Annotated in this window: 13 protein-coding genes; all 13 read right to left on the bottom strand. The window is 67.1% G+C overall.

Annotation, left to right across the window (positions count from 1 at the left end; translation table 11 throughout):
- Positions 1-21 precede the first annotated feature (21 nt).
- The 13 genes from DLM85_RS00435 to DLM85_RS26155 all read right to left on the bottom strand — a co-directional run bounded on the left by DLM85_RS00435 (position 22) and on the right by DLM85_RS26155 (position 18,193).
- Positions 22-1,269: a glycosyltransferase family 61 protein gene (locus DLM85_RS00435; protein WP_111476103.1), complete on the bottom strand. Its 1,248-nt coding sequence runs from the start codon at positions 1,267-1,269 to the stop codon at positions 22-24.
- A gap of 37 nt (positions 1,270-1,306) precedes the next feature.
- Complete coding sequence (locus DLM85_RS00440; protein ID WP_111476104.1) at positions 1,307-2,269, bottom strand: GDP-L-fucose synthase family protein; 963 nt, start codon at positions 2,267-2,269, stop codon at positions 1,307-1,309.
- A gap of 128 nt (positions 2,270-2,397) precedes the next feature.
- Positions 2,398-3,510: a GDP-mannose 4,6-dehydratase gene (gmd, locus tag DLM85_RS00445; protein WP_111476105.1), complete on the bottom strand. Its 1,113-nt coding sequence runs from the start codon at positions 3,508-3,510 to the stop codon at positions 2,398-2,400.
- Positions 3,511-3,847: 337 nt separating this feature from the next.
- Complete coding sequence (locus DLM85_RS00450) at positions 3,848-6,850, bottom strand: Ig-like domain-containing protein (protein WP_165821953.1); 3,003 nt, start codon at positions 6,848-6,850, stop codon at positions 3,848-3,850.
- Positions 6,851-7,634: 784 nt separating this feature from the next.
- Positions 7,635-8,840, bottom strand: coding sequence for a hypothetical protein (locus DLM85_RS00455; RefSeq protein ID WP_111476107.1), 1,206 nt, complete (start codon positions 8,838-8,840; stop codon positions 7,635-7,637).
- A 26-nt stretch (positions 8,841-8,866) separates the two neighbouring features.
- Positions 8,867-9,766: an O-fucosyltransferase family protein gene (locus tag DLM85_RS00460; protein WP_111476108.1), complete on the bottom strand. Its 900-nt coding sequence runs from the start codon at positions 9,764-9,766 to the stop codon at positions 8,867-8,869.
- 341 nt (positions 9,767-10,107) lie between these two features.
- Complete coding sequence (locus DLM85_RS00465) at positions 10,108-10,947, bottom strand: glycosyltransferase family 2 protein (protein WP_111476109.1); 840 nt, start codon at positions 10,945-10,947, stop codon at positions 10,108-10,110.
- A 45-nt stretch (positions 10,948-10,992) separates the two neighbouring features.
- The gene (locus DLM85_RS00470) at positions 10,993-12,303 is read right to left on the bottom strand and encodes a glycosyltransferase family 4 protein (protein WP_111476110.1); all 1,311 of its coding nucleotides are present in this window, start codon (positions 12,301-12,303) and stop codon (positions 10,993-10,995) included.
- On the bottom strand, positions 12,300-13,358 hold the full coding sequence (locus DLM85_RS00475) for a nucleotide-diphospho-sugar transferase (RefSeq protein WP_207890936.1): 1,059 nt from the start codon (positions 13,356-13,358) through the stop codon (positions 12,300-12,302). The genes DLM85_RS00470 and DLM85_RS00475 overlap by 4 nt, the downstream gene beginning before the upstream one ends.
- A 33-nt stretch (positions 13,359-13,391) precedes the next feature.
- On the bottom strand, positions 13,392-14,060 hold the full coding sequence (locus DLM85_RS26150; RefSeq protein ID WP_111476111.1) for an acyltransferase: 669 nt from the start codon (positions 14,058-14,060) through the stop codon (positions 13,392-13,394).
- 15 nt (positions 14,061-14,075) lie between these two features.
- Positions 14,076-15,281, bottom strand: a complete 1,206-nt coding sequence (locus tag DLM85_RS00485) for a glycosyltransferase family 4 protein (protein ID WP_111476112.1) — start codon at positions 15,279-15,281, stop codon at positions 14,076-14,078.
- A gap of 36 nt (positions 15,282-15,317) precedes the next feature.
- Positions 15,318-16,610 carry an O-antigen ligase family protein gene (locus DLM85_RS00490; protein WP_111476113.1) on the bottom strand — a complete coding sequence of 431 codons (1,293 nt, stop codon included), beginning with the start codon at positions 16,608-16,610 and terminating at the stop codon, positions 15,318-15,320.
- A complete protein-coding gene (locus tag DLM85_RS26155) occupies positions 16,607-18,193 on the bottom strand; it encodes a lipopolysaccharide biosynthesis protein (protein ID WP_111476114.1) in 1,587 nt (528 codons plus the stop codon). Before DLM85_RS26155 ends, DLM85_RS00490 begins: the two co-directional genes overlap by 4 nt.
- Between the last annotated feature and the right edge of the window lie 22 nt (positions 18,194-18,215).

Below are 18,215 nucleotides of genomic sequence, written 5' to 3' on the forward strand. Positions count from 1 at the left end.
GGCGCCCCGCGGCCGCGGGCGTCAGGGAGCCACCGCTGCGGCCGGCTGGCCGAGCAGGTGGGTAAGGGAGGGGCGCAAGGCGTCCAGGTCGACGGTCAGATGCTCCCGGCGGGCGTCGCCGAGGTTGGTGGCGGCCTGCGCATTCGGGCACACCAGCCACCGGTAATTCAGGCCGAGGCGGTAGCTCAGCTCCATGAAATCGGGCACCACGAAGCCCTGGGGCAGCAGCTCCAGCACCGGCGTGCCGGGAGCGGTAAACGCCAGGTTGCTCAGCCCGGCGCCCACCGGGGCCACAATGGCCTTGGCTCCGCCAAACAGCGCTACCTTTTCGGCAAAGCTGAGCTGACTGAGCACGTAGGTGCGGAAGCCGTAGGGGCGCAGCAGTTCCTCCACGGCGGTTTCGTTGAGCACGTGGCGGGCGTCGGCGTCGCGGCGGCTGATGTACACGTAGGGCGAGAACTTGCGGGCCTCCACCAGCGCCGGGTCGGGCGGCAGGTAGCGGCGGCGCAGAAAGTCGCAGGCCCACTCCGGCGTGTGCGCCCCGGTGCCGCGCACCGGCGAAGTTACCAGCAGGCGGTCGGCGCGCAGGTGGCGGTGGGTGCGCACGTCGATGATCTGCTCGGGCCGGATGCCCAGCGGCGCCAGCGTCTGCTGCACGAAGCGCCAGTCGCGGTTGTACACCAGGAAGTAGTCCACCTCCGGCAGCAGCCCGGCGGCCTGCAGCAGGTGCAGGCGCGGCAGCGAGTCGATCAGCCAGTGGTAGTAGTTGCCGATGGCTGCCCCGCCGCCCGAGAGCAGGCTGCACACGGTACCGGTCACGGGCACGGGCTCCAGGAAGTAAGCCTGCCGGAAGATGTTGTTGTCCGCGGGCCGGATGGTTTCCCAGGTTTTGTTGGTGTACTGAAACGAGGCGTCGCCCACCAGCCGGTCGTCGGCGGCTATGACGGCCACCGAGTCGTTGTTGTCGGCATAGAGGCGGCCGCCGCGCAGCTCCAGCACGAAAGCCGCGGGCACGTCCTCGGTGCGCGGGGGCTTGCTGTGCAGGTGCCCGCCGTAGGCCGAAGCAGCCTCGTAGAACGCCGCCGGAATGTCGGTGTGCGAGGTGTGGGCCGCCACCACTTCGTAGTAGGCGGCGGCGGCTCCGGGTACCTCGGGCAGCTCCCGGCTGCGGGCATGAATGCCCACCGGGCGGTAGTGCAGATTCAGGGGCAGCCACTCGCGTAGCAGGCGGCCGGCGCGGCGTTGGGCTCTTTCCAGTAGCTGATGCATGGCGGAAGCGGGGTCAGAGGGTGGAGACTCGCCCGGCTCAGGCTGCCAGCATCGGCGCGGCTTGCGGGGCCAGCAGGCGGCGCCACTCGGCGTCGGCAATGGTGCGGGCCAGCCCCTCGCGCAGGCTGATCTGGTGGTGCCAGCCCAGGCCGTGCAGGCGGCTCACGTCGAGCAGCTTGCGCATGGTGCCGTCGGGCTTGCTGCTGTCGAACACGACCTCGCCGCGGAAGCCCGTCAGCTCGGCCAGCAGGCCCGACAGCTCGCGGATGGTCAAATCTTCGCCGGTGCCCACGTTCACCGGCTCGCGGCCGTCGTAGTGCAGCATCAGGTGCAGGCAGGCGTCGGCCAGATCGTCCACGTGCAAGAACTCGCGGCAGGGCGCGCCGGTGCCCCACACGGTCACCTCGGGCAGGTTCAGGTCGGCCGCTTCGCTGAATTTGCGCAGCAGCGCCGCCATCACGTGCGAGTTCTGCAGGTCGTAGTTGTCGTGCGGGCCGTAGAGGTTGGTGGGCATCACCGTGATGAAGTTGCAGCCGTGCTGGTCGCGGTAGGCCTCGCACATCTTCAGGCCGGCAATCTTGGATATGGCGTAGGGCTCGTTGGTGGGCTCCAGCTGCCCGGTCAGCAGGTACTCCTCGCGGATGGGCTGCGGGGCCAGCTTGGGGTAGATGCACGACGAGCCCAGGTACAGCAGCTTTTTCACCCCGTGGCGGTAGGCTTGGTCGAGCACGTTGCCCTCAATCATGAGGTTGTCGTACAGAAAGTCGGCGCGGTAGGTGTTGTTGGCGTAGATGCCGCCCACCTTGGCGGCGGCCAGCATCACGTACTCGGGCTGCTCCTCGGTGAAGAAAGCGGCCACGGCGGCCTGGTCGCGCAGGTCCAGTTCCTTGGACGTGCGGGTGATGATGTTGGTGTAGCCGGCGCGGCGCAGGCGCCGCACGAAAGCCGAGCCCACCATGCCACGGTGGCCCGCCACGTAGATTTTGGCGTTCAGGTCCATGTTGAGAAAAGGTGAAGGGGTGAAATTGTGAGTGGTGAACTGGTGAGTTGATGTTTGAGCGACGCGGAGCTGCGCACCATGCGCAGCCAGTGCGGCACTCACGATTTCACCAGCTCACCACTTCACAGCTATTCATAGTAATTGAGCACGCGGTGGCCGGCTTCGAGCAGCACGGCGTCGCGGCGGAACACTTCCAGGTCGGCCTGCATCATGTCCTGCACCAGCGCGGGCAGGTCGTAGCGGGGCGTCCAGCCCAGCTTCTGCTGCGCCTTGGTCGGGTCGCCGATGAGCAGCTCCACCTCGGTGGGGCGGTAGTAGGTGGGGTCCACGGCCACCACTTCCTTGCCCAGCGGCAGCTGGTAGTCGGGGTGGTGGCAGGCCACCACGTGGCCGGTTTCGTCGGCGCCCTCGCCGAAGAAGGTTAGCTCCACGCCCAGCTCGGCAAAGGCCATGCGCACGAAGTCGCGCACGGTGGTCGTCACGCCGGTGGCAATGACGAAGTCCTCGGGCGTGTCCTGCTGCAGAATGCGCCACATGGCTTCCACGTAATCTTTGGCGTGGCCCCAGTCGCGGCGCGCGTCCAGGTTACCCAGGTAGATTTTGTCCTGCAGCCCCAGCCCGATGCGGCTCACCCCGCGGGTGATTTTGCGGGTCACGAAGGTTTCGCCGCGCAGCGGGCTTTCGTGGTTGAACAGGATGCCGTTGCAGGCGTACATGCCGTAGGCCTCGCGGTAGTTCACCGTAATCCAGAAGCCGTAGAGCTTGGCCACGGCGTAGGGCGAGCGAGGGTAAAACGGCGTCGTCTCGCGCTGCGGCACTTCCTGCACCAGCCCGTACAGCTCCGAGGTCGAAGCCTGGTAGATGCGCGTCTTGCGCGTCAGGCCCAGAATACGCACGGCCTCCAGCAGCCGCAGCGTGCCGATGCCGTCGACGTCGGCCACGTACTCGGGCGTGTCGAAGGACACCTTCACGTGCGACATGGCGCCGAGGTTGTAAATCTCGTCGGGCTGCACCTCCTGAATGATGCGGATCAGGTTTGTCGAGTCCGTCAGGTCGCCGTAGTGCAGCTTGAAGCGCACTTCCGCTTCGTGCGGGTCCTGGTAGAGGTGGTCGATGCGGTCGGTGTTGAACAGCGAGGAGCGGCGCTTGATGCCGTGAACCTCGTAGCCTTTGCTGAGGAGCAATTCAGCCAGATAAGCTCCGTCCTGGCCGGTAATGCCGGTAATGAGGGCACGCTTCATGGGCAGAGAAGGTGAAGTGGTGGAGAGTTCGTAAAAGCAGAAATGTAGAACTTTGCCAGCAAATAATTGCATTAGAATTGGTAATTGCAATGGTTGTTGTAGGAAAAATTATTTAATTGACCGGAATAATTATATAGCCAAGGGCTAAGCACAAAAAAGCCCGACGCTTGGGCGTCGGGCAAGGAAAATCGGACCCCGGAAAACCGCCGCAGCCCCGGTAGCGCGCTTGGGCACGGCCTTGGGGCGCGCGTTGGCCGGCGGGTGCTCCGGCTGCCCCCAAAACGCAACAGCGCCCGGCCTTGGGGGCCGGGCGCTGTACCGAGGAGCTGGTGGAAAATTACTGGACCTTGAAGATTTCCACGCCCGAGACGTTGGCGTAGCCGCCGCTGGTCTGGAGCAGGATCTGGCCGTTGGTCACCGTCACCCGCAGCGGGGTGGTCTTGCGCCAGGTGCCGGCTGCGCCGCTGTTGTAGTTGGTCAGCAGCGTCTGGCCGTTCACCGTCGCGCTGAAGGTTTCGGCGGCGTTGTCCTCGAAGAGGTAGTAAGCCACTTCGTAGGTGCCGTTGGGCACGTTGGTCACGGCGTAGCGCAGGTTCTGGCCGTACACGAAGGAGCGGATCATGCCCGCGCGGGCGGCGTCGGTGGCCGGGTTCAGCGTCACGTTGGGCGTAGCCAGGCGGGTGCCGTTGGTGCTAACGCTGGCGGCCGTGTTGCCGGCTTCGAAGTTCAGCCCGTCGATGGTCGTGGCGCTGCCGTTCACGTTGATGGCGCGGAAGAGGGTGCGCGTCGTCGGGGTGGTCGTCGGAGGCGTGGTCGGGGTGGTGGTGGTCGTGCCCTGCTTCCAGATTTCGATGCCCGAGAGGTTGGCCGCGCCGCCCTGCAGGTCCACCGAGATGTTGCCGTCCGTTACGTTGGCCGTGAAGGGGCCCACGCGCTGCCAGCTGCCGGCCGAGCCGCTGTTGAAGCCGGCGCGTACTTTCTGGCCTTCCACCGTGATGTCGTAGGTTTCGGGGTTGTTATCCTCGAATACGTAGAGGTACACGGCGTAGGTCCCGTTGGTCACGTTGCCCACCGAGGCCGTCACGTGGTAGCCCCAGATGAAGGAGCGGATCAGGTCGGTGCGCGAGGCGTCGGTGCTCGGGTTCAGGGCCACCGTGCTGTTGGTCAGGGGCGAGCCGCCGCTGTAGCTCACGCCGGCCGCGTTGCCGGCTTCCCAGGCGTTGCCGTCCAGGGTCAGGGCCGAGCCGTTTACGTTCAGGCCCCGGAAGAAGGTGTAGCCGGTCGGGCCTGCGGTGGTGCCGCCGCCCGTGGCGGGAGGGGTCGTGGTGGGAGCGGCAGCTACCGTTACGTTGACGGCCGTGGAGGTGGCCGTGCCGCCGGCGTTGTCCGTCGCCTTAGCCGTCAGCGCGAGGGTGCCGGTGGCCGTGGGGGTGTAGTTCAGCGAGTACGGGGCCGAGGTGTCTTCGCCGAGCTTGGTCGTGCCGTTGAAGAACTCCACCTTGGCGATGGTGCCGTCGGGGTCGGTGGCCGAAGCCGCGAGGCCCAGGGCCGTGTTCACCGTCACCGAGCTGGCGGCCGTCAGGGTCACGGTCGGGTTCTGGTTGGCGGCGGCCGTGCTCTGCTTCCAGATTTCGATGCCCGAGAGGTTGGCGTCGCCGCCCGAAGTAGCCACCGAGATGGTGCCGTTGGTTACGTTGGCCGTGAAGGGGCCCACGCGCTGCCAGCTGCCGGCCGCGCCGCTGTTGAAGCCGGCGCGCACCGTCTGGCCCTGCACCGAGATGTCGTAGGTTTCAGCGTTGTTGTCTTCCCACAGGTAGAGGTATACCCCGTAGGTGCCGTTGGCCACGTTGCCGACCGAGGCCGTCACGTTGCGGCCGTACACGAAGTTGCGAATCATGTCGGCGCGGGCCGCGTCGGTGTTCGGGGTCAGGGCCACCGTGGGGGCCGAGTAAGGCGTTGCGCTGACGCTCACGCCGGCGGCGCCGCTGGCGGCTTCCCAGGCGTTGCCGTCCAGGGTCACGGCCGGGCCGTTCAGGTTCAGGCCGCGGAAGAAGGTGTAGCCGCTCGGGCCGGTCATCGGGGTGCTGCCGGTGTTGCCGCTGCCCGTCGAGGGCGTGGTGGTGCCGGTGCCGGTCGAGGGGGCGGTCGGCGTGGTGGTGCCGGTGCCGGTCGAGGGCGTGGTGCCCGGGCCTGCGCCGTTAGCGCCCACAGTGATGCCGTTCTGCTGCAGCTTCTGCTGCCACAGGGTGAACTCGTTGTCCTCCGTGGCCAGCGTGATGGGGTTCGGCAGGTGGGTGGTGCCGGTGCACGGGGTGCAGTTGCCGTAGCTCAGGTCGTGGCGGTCGGGGTAGGGAATGTTGTAGTTCACGCTCCGGAAGCCGATGATGTTGTTTTCCACGCGGTTGCCGAAGAACACGTTGCTCGGCATCTGGTAGGAGTTGAAGATCGAGGTAGCGGCGTACACGGCGCGCATCGGCGTGCCATCGGGGAAGTACGAGCTGGTAATCAGGCGGTTGTGGTGGTAGTAGTTGTCGTGGCCGGCGGCAATGTTCATCGACGCGTTCGAGGTGGCCAGAAACTGGTTGTTGTAGGCTTCCACGTAGGCCGTGGTCGTGCTCGGGGTCGAGCCGTCACCGTCGGTGGTCATGCCCGTGCCCGAGTAGCTGGTGCTGGTGGCCGGGTAGGGGTAGGCCCCCTTGATGAAGTTGTCGTGCACCCGCACCGGGCTCGACGCCGTGCCCGAGGCGTTGTAGAAGTTGATGATGTCGCCCGTCGAGCATTCGTTGGGCGTGTTGATGACCTGGTTGAAGGCCACCTCCATGTTGGCCACGCCCTGCACGGTGTTGAAGCCGATGAAGCTGCCGTTGTACTCCTGCGCGGTGCCCGAAATCTGGTTCCGGAAGCGGCCGTCGATGTTCGTGGCCTTGTTGTAGCGCACGCGCACCGTCTCCGAAGTCGAGCCGTTGCCCGTCCAGCGGTACACCACGATGCCGCAAGTGTGGTCCATGTAGTTGTTTTCCACCACCAGGTTGCGCCCGTCGCTGATGACGATAAAGCGGCCGCGGGGCACGTTGTCCATCGTGGGCGTCAGGCCGTAGCCCTGGGTGTTGCGGATGGTTACGTTGCTGCCGCCCCCAGCGCGAATCAGGTCGCTGGCGCTGGCGATGATGCAGCCCTCCAGAATCACCGGCTGCGACGTGTTGATGGTCACGGCCGGGGTGCTGGAGTCATTGCTGCGGTAGTTACCGGTGTAAGTACCGCCTTGGGTAATGTTGATGGGCCCTTGAAACGTTACATTCGGAACGTTCTGGGCCGAGAGCGGCAGCGCCAGAAAATTCATTACCAACAGCACGAGCGCCACCAACGGCAGAAAGCGTGCACCAGAGGACATTTCACGGTCAAACCGCGGCCGGATGTTTCCAGAGGTTTTTTGCATTCTGTTTTTGTTTATGAGAAACCCTATATAGGGTTTGTTGAGTGCTTAACCGAGCAAGGAGTCAATCCGTTCCGGCGAGCTAATTTTTTTTGTGCAATTGTTCTCAAGTCGTTTTGAGGCTCCCGATTTACGCCTGAGGTGGCAGACTGGCGGGCTTGGCTGATCAGAATCAGCGCAGGATCGGCGGGTGGGCGCACGGGCGGAGCTAGGGCGGTGCGGCCTGAAAAAACCGGGTGTATGCAGTAAATGAAGTCATTGTCCTTCTGCGCTGTTCCAACATCACTGACTTTCCAACTACTAAGGCCGCCAGGGCCTTCCCATTCTCAGAGTCCAACTGCAAAAGCCGTTACGAGGCTCGCAGGTAAATATCTGAGTTCCGTATTGCTGAGTGTGGATTGAAATAATTCAATTTCATCAGCTCCGGCGTATTGCAAATGTATAAAAAAATGGCAGAAGGCAATACTTCGTGAAAATATATTGATTTGAACTTTTATAATATATAATTGGCAAAATGTGCGCCCAAACGGGTAGAGGATATCGGCAGGGTCGATTTGCCAACCCGCCGCTCGGGCCATAAAAAAAGCCTCCCGCAGGAGGCTTGACGGCGCATAGGCAGCTAACAAAACACCGGGCCAGCCGGATGGGGACTCGAAAAAAAACGCTATCGGCGCGCCTCGGCTGGCGCTGGTTAGCGGCGGGCCAGGGGCGTCGGCGGGGCCGGCTGCGTTCCGGCGTCCAGCCGGATGCCCCGGCGGCGCAGCTTCTGCTGCCAGAGCTGCCACTCCCGTTGCTCGGTGGCCAGCGTGATGGGGTTGGGCAGGTGTTCGTTCTGCTCGCAAGCGGGGCAGTTGCCGCTGCTCAGGTCGTGGCGGCCGGCCAGGGGCACGGCGTACCCCGCCTTGGCGTAGCCGATAACGTTGTGGTCGACGCGGTTGCCGAAAAACACCGTGGCCGGCTGGTGATAGGCATTGAAGATGGAGGTGGCCGCGTAGGTGGCTTTCAGGGCCTGGCCATCGGGCAGCAGCCCGCTGGTCACCATGCGGTTGTGGTGAAAGCGGATGTGGTGGCCGGCGGCAATGTTCATGGCCGCGTTGCAGGTGCTCACAATCTGGTTGTGGGCCGCATCCACGTAGGCCGTGGTGGTGAGGGCCGATACCCCGTCGCCGTCGGTGGTGAGGCCGGTGCCGGTGTAGTGCGGGGCCGTGGCGGGGTAGGGATAAGCGCCCTGGATGTAGTTGTGGTGGAAGCGGATGGGGCTGCGCGCGGTGCCCGAGGAGTTGTAGAAGTTCACCACGTCGCCGGTGGCGCACTGGTTGGGCTCGTTCACCACCTCGTTGTAGCTAATGTCCACATTGGCCACGCCGCGCACCTGGTTCAGCCCCAGGAAGCTGGCCGTGGCGTCGGCGTCGCCGTTGCGGTAGCGCCCGTCGATGTTGCGCACGCGGTTGTAGCGCACGGTGAGCGTCTCGGCGGGGCTGCCGTCGCCCACCCACTGATACACCAGGATGCCGATGGTGTGGTCGAGGTAGTTGTGCTCGACGCGCAGGCTACGGGCGCCGGCGGCCGTCAGAAACCGGCCCCGGCTGACGTTGTCCAGGCTCGGCGTGAGGCCGTAGCCGCGGCAGTAGCGCACCACCAGCCGGGCGCCCGGCTCGGCCACTATCAGGTCGCCCGCGCCGCGCAGCTCGCAGTTTTCCAGCACCACCGGCTCGTCGGTTTTGATGCGCACGCAGGGAATGGCGGAGTTGGGACTGGTAAAGCGCCCGGTGTAGCGGCCGCCGTGGCGCACCACCAGCACGTCGGCGCCCAGCAAGGCCCCCGACTGGGACGAGGGCAGCAGCAGGCAGGTGCCCGGCAGCAGCAGCGAGAAGAAGTGGGCGAAGCGTAAAATCATCGGCAGCGGGAATGCGGGAAAGGGCGCTAGTCGTCGGTGTAGACCTGGAACTCGGCCAGCGGCACGGGCTGATCAGGCGTTTCCAGGTGCAGCAGCGGGACTTCGCCGTAGAACGAGGCCCACATGGAGTAGGAGCTGGGCGGCCCCAGCAGGTAGTCGCAGCCGGCCAGGGCGTACATGTCCTCCACGAAGTGGCCGGAGGCAAAATGCACCTGCAGGCCCGGAAAGGCGGCCGCGGGCGGCGGCTCCTCGGAGCAAGCTACCAGGAAGGCCACGCGCTGCCCGGCCGGCAACTGGGCTGCCACGGCCTGCATGAAGCGGGCGTAGGTGGCGTCGTCGTAGTAGTAGCGGCCGTCGAGGTAGGTGGCGTAGTCGCTGCGGCGGATGTGCACGCCCACCAGCACGTCGGCCGTGCGGCGGGCGGCGGCCAGCACCGCAGCCACGGCCGTGCGGTGCGGCTCGATGAGCTGAAACAGCTCGCGGATCAGCCGGGCGTGCTTGCGCAGGTTGGGCCGGTCGCGGAAGCACCAGCCGTGCAGCAGCACCGGCCGCTGCCCGCGGGCCAGCGAAAGGTAGTCGGGCTGGTTGAGGTCGTAGCCGTGGTCGTCGTCGAGGTAGAGCAGCTCGGGCAGGGCCGGGGCGGGCAGCTGGCGCCGCAGCCGCTGCAGCGCCCCGAACACGGCCGGGCGCTGCACCATATTAAAGAGGCGCTCCAGCCAACGCTCGGAGCGGCTGCCCAGCAGCACGTTGACGCGTACGGGCAGGCCGCCGAAGTCGCCGGTAGCCGGGGCCTGGAAGTAGCGGGCGTAGCCGTTGAAGCTGGGGTTGGCCAGGGCGTAGCCGTGCTCGGCGGCGTTGGCCACCAGGTGGGCGAAGAGGAATAAGCGGTTGCCCAACTGGCCGAAGCGCTTGATCAGGATAACCATCGGTGGCGAGATGGTGAAGTGAGTAAATAGGACGTTTGGGTCGTTGTGTCGGGCGGAAATGGCCGCCACAAGGGGCGAATTAGCCCGTCATGTCGAGCGAAGTCGAGACATCTCGGCGGATAGCAATGTCAATCGTCAGGCTGGCTACTGCCTCGCGTCAGCACGCGAGATTGGCAACGCCTTCCTTCGGGTCCTCAACAAGCTCGGAATGACGTTCTGTTATTGAGGTGCTGGTTGCATCGTTCACCGCCGCACGCGAGATGTCTCGACTTCGCTCGACATGACGGCCTGTTGTTGACGCGCTGGTTTGCTCGACATGACGTTCTTGTTTTTGCTGCCGATCAGTGCAGGAAGTAGCCCCCGAGGCGGCGCACGTAGCCGTTGAGCAGGAAGGAGGGAAGCAGCAGCGGCGGGCAGTTTTTCAGGGCAAAATGCGTGAAATTGACCAGGTTGCCGCCGCCGCGGATGCCGAACAGGTGCTGGTAGTAGCCGCGCAGGCTGCGCTGCCTGCGGGTTTGTTCCTGCCCGCTTTCCTCGGGGTAGGTGAGCAGGTGCGCGTCGTAGTTCAGGTACACCGGGAAGCCGTGGCGGCGGGCCACGCTGGTGTAGTCGTAGTCGGCCAGGTAGTGGGGCAGGCGCTTCTCGTCGAAGAGGCCGATGGCGGCCACCACCTGCGCCGGAATGAGCAGGCCGCGGCCCGGCAGGTAGGTGACGGGGTGCAGGCCGCGTCGCTGGGGCGGGGTGAGCTTGCTCAGCAAATCCTCGCTGCGGTGGGTGAGCCAGCTGAACTGCTCGCCGCCGTACACCGGCTGGCCCGAGTGCACGTCGAGTTCTAGGGCGCCGAGCAGGGCGTCAGGGTAGCGCTCGGCCCAGTGCAGCATGCGGGCCACGAAGTCGGGCGCGGCCACCACGTCGTTGTTCATGGTCATCAGGCGGTCGGCGCCTTCGGCCAGGGCGCGGCGCAGCCCGGCGTTGACGCCGGCCGTCCAGAACAGCTGCCCGGTGCCGGGCACCACGATTACCTCGGAGTACTCGCGGGCCAGCACTTCGGCGGTGCCGTCGGTGGAGCCGTCGTCGACGACCACCGTGCGGAACTGCTGGGTGGTCTGACGGCGCAGGGCGTCGAGGCAGGCCCGGGTGTACGCCAGGCGGTTGAACACCGGAATGACGATATAGAGCATCGGTGAGATGGTGAAGTGGAGAACTGGAGAGGGACGGAAGGCGCGTCAGCTGGCGGCCAGCATGGCCGGGTCGGGAGCGGGCGTGGGGGCCGGGGTGCGGGCGGGAAGCGGGGCGGGCTGCGGCAGGCGCAGGGGCAGCGCGGCCAGCAGGGCCCGGAAGCGGGCGGCCCGGGCGGGCCAGGTTTGGGTGAGGGCGTATTCGTAGCCGGCCCGGCCCATGGCGGCGCGGCGCAGCGGCGCGGCGGCCAGCTGCTCCACGGCCCGCGCCAGGGCCGCCGAAGTGACTTCGGGTGTGGTCACCGGCACTTTGATGGCGGCTGAGTCGGGAATAAAGTCGCGGGCGCCCTGGTGGTTCAGCGTGATGATGGGCAGGCCGCAGGCCATGGCTTCGAGAAACTGCGAGGCAAACGAGTCGCGCAGGCTGCCAAAGAGGAACACGTCGTGGGCCAGCATTTCGCCCTGAATCAGCGGCCAGGGCACCTCGCCGCGCCAGGTCACGCGCTCGGTCAGGCCGTACTGCGCCAGCCAGCCGGGCACCAGCGGGCCCATCGGTCCGTCGCCGATGACGGTGAGGTGAAAGCGCACCGCCGGGGCCACCTGGGCCAGGGCTTCGAGCACCAGCGGCAGGGCCTTGCGCGGGTAGAGGCGGGCCAGCCAGAGCAGGCGCAGCTCGGGGCCGGGGCGCCGCTCCACGTACTGCCGGCCGTAGAACGACTCGGGCAGGCCGGTATCGAGGAACAGCTCCACGCGCCGGGCGCCGAGGCGGCGGGCCAGGGCGGCCGTTTCGCGGTTGCCGGCCAGCACCAGCGCCGCGTGGCGCACCGTCTGGCGGGCGTTGGGGCGCAGCGTCATCAGCAGCCCGCCGATGGCGTCGCGCATGGTTTCGGTCTTGAACCAGCCGGGCATGTAGCGACGGAAGGCCTTGGGGGCCTGCTGCCCGCCGCCTACCGGCCCGAAAATCAGGGGTTTGCCGAGGCGCCACAGCTCGGAGCCCATCTGCAGACTGCCGTAGGTGGCATGGTGCACCAGGTCGAAGTCGACGGCGCGGTCGAGCTGCCGGGCGCGGCGCCAGGCCATGTGCTGCCACACGAGGTAGTGCACGTACACGCCGAACTGCCAGCGGTACAGGAACTGCACCCAGGCCGCCACCGCCACATACACGATGTGCAGGCGCTGGGCTATCGGGTCGTGGGCGTGCTCGGCCAGGTAGGAATCGAGGTCGTTGCGCTCAAACTCGGTGGTCAGGCACCACACGTCGTGGCCCTGCTGGGCGTGTTCCCAGGCCCAGTGGAAGCCGTTGCCCCCTTCGCCGCCGTGGCGCGGGTTGCAGGCGTAAGCCGAAAGCAGCACGTTCATGAGCGGGCCAGCTGAATGGTGGAGGAAGCAAGCTCGGGCGCCGGAGCCGGAGCGGGCTGCGGCAGGGCCACGGCGGCCGGAGCCGCAGGCAGCGCTGGTTTGGCGGCGCCGGGCACCAGGTGGCGCAGCAGGCGCTGCAGCTGGGCCACCACGCGCTCCAGCACGAAGCGGCGGAAGCGGCGTTGGTCGCGGGCCCGGTCGCAGAGCACGGCTGGCGGGTGTTGCAGCGGCCACTGGAGCGCGGCCGTGGGCACGTCGGCGTGGGCGTCGCCGGCGTCGAAGGTGTGGGTGGCGCCCGGGCCGAAGCCAATGTTGCGCACCAGGTTCACGGCCGGCACGATGGTCAGTCCGGAGTGGGCTGCCACGGCGAAGTGCCACTGGTAGTCCCAGATATCGGGCGGGGTGGGGGCGGCGTGCAGGGCGGCAAACTTGGGCAGCCAGTAGCGCCGCTCCAGGGCCGAAGGGTAGAGTCGCCCCAGTAGGCCGCGCTGTTGCAGCTCGGGCCAGAGGCGCAGGTTGAAATCGAACAGGTGCCAGGCGCGGCGCCAGGTGGCCCAGCCCCAGCTGTTCACCTGCCCCGAGAAGTAGTAAGAGTCGGCGCCGGCGGGCAGGGGGCGCAGGGCTTCGGCGGCGAAGTTGTTGCCGCCGATGTGCATCACGCGGCTGTCGTGGCGGTAGCGGGCCAGCAGCTCCTGGCAGAAGGGGAAAAACTCGGGCGCGGGCACGCAGTCGTCTTCCAGGATGATGCCCTCCGATTCGTGGCCGAAAAACCAGCTGATGGCCGTGGCCGGGGCCACCCCGCAGTTCAGGTTGGTGTCGTGGTAGAGGGTGTGCAGCTCGCAGGGCCAGTCGACGGCCGTGCGCACCAGCTCGCGCACCTGCTGGCACAGAGCGGCATCGGTGGGGCGGTGGGCGCGGGGGCCGTCGGCGGCTACGTAAAGGCGGGCCGGCCGCACTTCCCGCAGCGCGTCGAGCACGTGCTGGGTGGGCTCGGGCCGGTTGAAGACCAGCAGCAGCACCGAAGTCGGAAACGCGGCAGTAGGTGTCGTGGTCATAGTAAGGAGTAGGCAGTCAGTGGCAGAGAAAGACTAGGCGGCGGGCACAGCCGTCAGCGCAGCCGGTACCGCGGGCGGCGCGGCGGCCGGGGCTGCGGGGCGGGGCTCGTCGGCCACGAGGCGGCGCACGAACCGGGCCGGGTTGCCCGACCAGATTTCGTTGGCCGGCACGTCGCGCGTGACCACGCTGCCCGCGCCGATGACGGCGTTCTGGCCGATGGTGACGCCCTTGAGGATGATGCTGTTCATGCCGATGAACACGTTGTCCTCAATGACCACCGGCCGGCTGCGGATATTGTCGAAGTTGAAGCGGCGGCTGTCGGTGCCCAGCGGGTGAAAGTCGGTGTCGGCCACGAAGGCGTTGGCGCCCATCATCACCCCGTTGCCGATGCGCACCTCCGTCTGCACGCAGATGCCTCCCCCGCTGATGCCGAAGTCGTCGCCGATGGTCAGCTTGGCTTCGGGGCTCATCAGCCGGATCATCACCGGGTGGTTGACGCCGGGCTGGCTGAAAAACGAGTCGGAAATCAGCCAGGCGCCGCGCCCGATACGGATGTTCTGCCAGTTTTCGACTTCGAGCAGCGGCAGGCCGAACACCTGCACCGCGTGGCCCAGGCGCCGGGCGTAGCGGGCGTTAAACCAGGCATTGAGCAGCAAGTGCACGGCCTTGCGGATGCCCCAGATGCGAAACAGTGGATTCATGGCGGAGAGGGGGGGTTAAGCGTAAGCGAGGGGGCGGGGCGTCGTCAGGTCTATTGGCCCGGCGTGGGCCTGCTGCACCGTGCGGTAAATGGCCAGGGTGCGCTCCAGAATGATGGCCGGGTCGTGGCGGCGGCGAGCCACGGTTTGGGCTTCGGCAGCCAGGCGCTCGGCCAGGCCGGGCTCCTGCAGCAGGCGCAGCACCTGGGCGGCCAGATGTTCCGGGTTGAGGTCGGAGAGCAGGCCGGTGTGCTCGTGCTCGATCAGCGAACTGACGCCGCCCACGTCGGAGGCCACCACCGGCAGGCCGGCCACCTGGGCCTCGCACACGCTGTTGGGGCTGTTGTCGATGTAGGAGGGGTGCAGCAGGCAGCACGACTGCCCGAACAGCTTCAGCAGCTCGGCCGTGCTCTGGTAACCCCGGCATTCCACGTCGGCGGGGTGCACGTGGCGCAGCCCGGCCTGCCGGATGTACTGGGTTACTTCCTCGGCATGACTGTCGCCTACCAGCACCAGGCGGGCGGGCCGCTGCCGGCGCACCAGGTCGAAGGCCTGCATGGCCTCGCGGAAGCCCTTCATGCGCTGGGTGCCGCCCATAAACAGAATCTGGGGCACGGCGGGTGGCAGGGCCGGGCGCTCGGCCCGGAAAAACTCCGGCCGCAGCATTTCCCAGTTGTGGTGAATGCGAGCCCCCGGGCTCAGGCGCGTGATGCAGGCCTTGTCCCAGTGCGTGCGGCAGGAAAAGTCGTGGATGTGGGGCAGGTGCTGCCGCTCGTAGTAGCTGGCCAGCGTCCAGAGGGCCCGGCGCATGGTCAGCCACTCCGGCAGTAGCTTCAGGCACTCCGATACCAGCCCCTGCACCGACAGCAGCACTGGCACCGGCAGCCCGGCCACGGCGGCCTGGTACTGCAGCTCGGAGCCGTGCACGTGGATCAGGTCGTAGCGGTGGGCGTGGCGGCGCAGGTAGGCGGCCGTGCGGGCAATGCGCTGGGTGTAGAGCGTGAGGATGTCGGCCCGGTTGCGGGGCGTGCGCAGGAAGATGAAGCGCAGGCCCTGGTGCTCAAACGCTTCCACCAGCGCGGTCTGCTGCTCATCCCAGTTCAGGATGGTCAGCTCGACGTCGGGCTGGGTGCCGAGGGCGCGGGCCAGGGAGGTGAGCCAGGGGGCGGGGTGCGTGGTGCTCCGGTGCGGATGGGGGAACGGGGCCAGCCAGAGGATGCGCATACAATAGGGGAGAGAAGTGGAGCAGGCGGGGCAGCATCAGTAAGTAAGCGCCGACGGGGCCGGCTCCGGGGAAGTCAGGGTATGCGCCAGGGGCCGCCGGGCCGGCGCGGCCACCGGAACCGGCGCCGAGGCCTGCACGCCGGCCAGCATCAGGCCCACCAGGGCGTAGTAGTAGGCCGGCCAGTCGTAGGAAATGGCGTACACCACCAGCGTGGCGCAGCAGGCCATCAGCGCGGCCGTGGCGGCCGGAATGGGGCCCGGCTGCAGCAGACGCTTCGCCACCACATAAATCGGCATCAGCAGCACCAGCAGCACGCCCACGATGCCGAAGTAGAACAGGCGGTCGAGGTAAAAGCTGTGGAAGTGGTGGCCGGTGAAGTTTTCCCAGATGGGCGCGTCGGTGTCGTCGCTGTAGAACTGCACCGGCAGCTCGAAGCCGTCGAGGCGCCAGCCCAGCACGGGCCGCTCGCGCAGCACGGGCTCGTAGGCTTCGTACTGCTTCATGCGCCAGCTGCCGGTGCCCTGCTTGTCGGGGTTCTGAATGTCCTCGATGCTGGCTTCCAGGCGCTTGATAACGTTGGGGTTGTCGAGGATGGCCGCCACGCCGCCCACGCCGCCCACCAGCACCGGCAGCAGGCCCAGCACCAGCAGGCGCTGCGGCGAAAACCGCACGCCCGGCACCCGGCGCAGCAGCAGCAGGTTCAGGGGCAGGGCCACGGCCGTGCTCACCCACACCGTGCGGTGCTGCAAGAACACAATCATGGCCATGCAGCCGAAAAACAGGCAGACGTGCAGCAGGTGGCCGCGCTGCAAAAACCAGTTCAGGTTCAGCAAACCCACCACCAGAAACAGGTAGGCCGAGGTGGTGACGAAACCCCGCTCGTTGTTCAGAAACGCGTTGAGCGAGAGGGAGTCGCTGTTGAAGAAGGCCAGGTTGATGCCCAGGCCCAGCAAGATCAGGAACACCAGCGGGCCGAAGGGCGGCTGGCCCACGCGCCGGTAGTAGGCGTAGGCCCCGAAGATGTGCAGCAGCACCGTGAGCTTGCTGAACACGTGCGGGTACACCATCCACGAGCCCCAGCCCTGGTACGACTCCAGCGCCAGCAGCCCCAGGGCCGTCAGCACCGCGAAAAACCAGCGGCGCATGCCCACCGACATGTAGCGCAGGTTCAGCAGGCTCAGGGCCAGCGAAAAGCCCACCAGCAGGTAGTAGTACTTGCCGAGCAGCGCGTCGTCCTCGCGCTCGAAGAAGAGCTGGTTGAAGCCCCGGTCGGTGATAAGGATGGCCACGAACACGCCGAGCACCAGGAAGCGGAGGTTGATTTTCATGGCACCAGCACGCTAGCGGTGGAATCGGACGACACGCGAACCTCGGCCCTCAGCTCGTGGCGGCGCAGCCAGCTTTGCAGGCCGGCCGTGCCCGGTACTTCCAGGTGGCCCAGGTGCCGGGCCACTTCGGTGTGCAGCTCGCGCAGCGGCAGCAGCAGGGCCAGCCCGCCCAGGCTCACTGCCCCGGCCGCCAGCTCAGCCGCGAAGCGCAGCGCCAGCGGCCACTGCGCCTGCTGCCCCAGCCAGCCCACCGCCCCGATGCTCAGGCCCACGCCCGCGCTCAGCACCAGGGCCGGTCCGTAGCAGGCCAGCACCCGCAGCGGGGCCACGTCGAGCACGCGGCGCATCAGCAGCACGTAGAAGACGGTGCGCAGCACCTCGCCCAGCAGCACGCCCACCGCCACGCCCAGCAGCCCGAAGCCGCGCAGCAGCCAGAACAGCCCCAGCAGGGCCCCGGCGTGGGCCAGCGTCAGCCAGAATTTGCGGCTGAGCGTGGCCGTAGCGTCGGCCACGGTGGCGGCAAACATGTTCATCATGCTCAGGGCAAACACCCCGCACACCAGCCGAAAAACCGGCACCGCCTCCAGCCACTTCGCGCCCAGCATCACGCGCACCACCTCGGGCGCGGCGGCGGCGGCCCCCAGGCAAATTGGCGGAATCACGCTGCCGATGAGCACCAGGCTGCGCAGGTAGGCCGCCCGCAGCCGGGGCCGGTCGTGCTGCACCTGGCTGAAGGAGGGCAGCGCCACCCGCGCCACGCTCGACGACAGCGTGTAGATGGGCAGGCCGATGAGCATCCAGGCGCGGGAGTACAGGCCCACGGCGGCGGCGCCCCACAGCCGGCTGATGCTGAGTTTGTCCAGCTCGCCGGTCATGTACTCGCAGAAGCTGATAACCGACGACCAGCCGCCGTAGTGCACCAGCGGCCGGTAAGTGGACCAGTCGAACAGCGGCCGGATGCTGTGCCGCGTGGCGGCGTAGGCCAGCACCAGCAGCACGGCGGCCTGGGCCAGCTGCGCCCCCACCAGGCTCCACACGCCGTAGCCGCGCCAGGCCAGCACGATGCCCACGCCCGCGTAGCCGATCAGGAAGGCCGTCACCTCCACCGTGGCCAGGGTGCGGAAGCGCATCTGCCGGCGCAGCAGGCTGATGGCGGTGGAGTACAGCCCCACCAGCACCAGGCCGCCCGACAGGGCCCGCACCACCGGCACCACGGCCGGCTGCTCCAGCAGGTGCCCGCCCACCGGGGCCAGCAGCAGCAGCAGCCCGCCAAACACCACGCTCAGCCCCACCGAGGAGGTGAAGGCAGCGCGCACGTCGCGCGGGGTCAGCTCGGCTTTCTGAATGATGGCCTGCTCCATGCCCATCTGGGCGAAGTAGGAGCCGAAGCGCAGCAGAATGCCGGCCAGCGCCACCAGCCCAAAGGCCTCGGGCGAGAGCAGCCGCGCCATCACGGCGGTATAGCCCACCTGCAGCACGGAGGTCGTCAGGGTGGCCGCGGTGGTCCACTTCACGCCGTGGACGGCGGCCCGGGTCAGGCTTTGGGGTTCTTCGGCAGGGGCTGTGGTAGGGGAGGGAGCCATACGCGCGGGGGACGAGGTGGAA

Source organism: Hymenobacter edaphi (genome assembly GCF_003258365.1).
Classification (GTDB): Bacteria; Bacteroidota; Bacteroidia; order Cytophagales; family Hymenobacteraceae; genus Solirubrum; species Solirubrum edaphi.

What these genes read in the sequence shown, in the direction of transcription:
- DLM85_RS00435 (WP_111476103.1), bottom strand. Translation starts at nt 1,269, where the DNA reads ATGCATCAGCTACTGGAAAGAGCCCAACGCCGCGCCGGCCGCCTGCTA.
- DLM85_RS00440 (WP_111476104.1), bottom strand. Translation starts at nt 2,269, where the DNA reads ATGGACCTGAACGCCAAAATCTACGTGGCGGGCCACCGTGGCATGGTG.
- gmd (WP_111476105.1), bottom strand. Translation starts at nt 3,510, where the DNA reads ATGAAGCGTGCCCTCATTACCGGCATTACCGGCCAGGACGGAGCTTAT.
- DLM85_RS00450 (WP_165821953.1), bottom strand. Translation starts at nt 6,850, where the DNA reads ATGAATTTTCTGGCGCTGCCGCTCTCGGCCCAGAACGTTCCGAATGTA.
- DLM85_RS00455 (WP_111476107.1), bottom strand. Translation starts at nt 8,840, where the DNA reads ATGATTTTACGCTTCGCCCACTTCTTCTCGCTGCTGCTGCCGGGCACC.
- DLM85_RS00460 (WP_111476108.1), bottom strand. Translation starts at nt 9,766, where the DNA reads ATGGTTATCCTGATCAAGCGCTTCGGCCAGTTGGGCAACCGCTTATTC.
- DLM85_RS00465 (WP_111476109.1), bottom strand. Translation starts at nt 10,947, where the DNA reads ATGCTCTATATCGTCATTCCGGTGTTCAACCGCCTGGCGTACACCCGG.
- DLM85_RS00470 (WP_111476110.1), bottom strand. Translation starts at nt 12,303, where the DNA reads ATGAACGTGCTGCTTTCGGCTTACGCCTGCAACCCGCGCCACGGCGGC.
- DLM85_RS00475 (WP_207890936.1), bottom strand. Translation starts at nt 13,358, where the DNA reads ATGACCACGACACCTACTGCCGCGTTTCCGACTTCGGTGCTGCTGCTG.
- DLM85_RS26150 (WP_111476111.1), bottom strand. Translation starts at nt 14,060, where the DNA reads ATGAATCCACTGTTTCGCATCTGGGGCATCCGCAAGGCCGTGCACTTG.
- DLM85_RS00485 (WP_111476112.1), bottom strand. Translation starts at nt 15,281, where the DNA reads ATGCGCATCCTCTGGCTGGCCCCGTTCCCCCATCCGCACCGGAGCACC.
- DLM85_RS00490 (WP_111476113.1), bottom strand. Translation starts at nt 16,610, where the DNA reads ATGAAAATCAACCTCCGCTTCCTGGTGCTCGGCGTGTTCGTGGCCATC.
- DLM85_RS26155 (WP_111476114.1), bottom strand. Translation starts at nt 18,193, where the DNA reads ATGGCTCCCTCCCCTACCACAGCCCCTGCCGAAGAACCCCAAAGCCTG.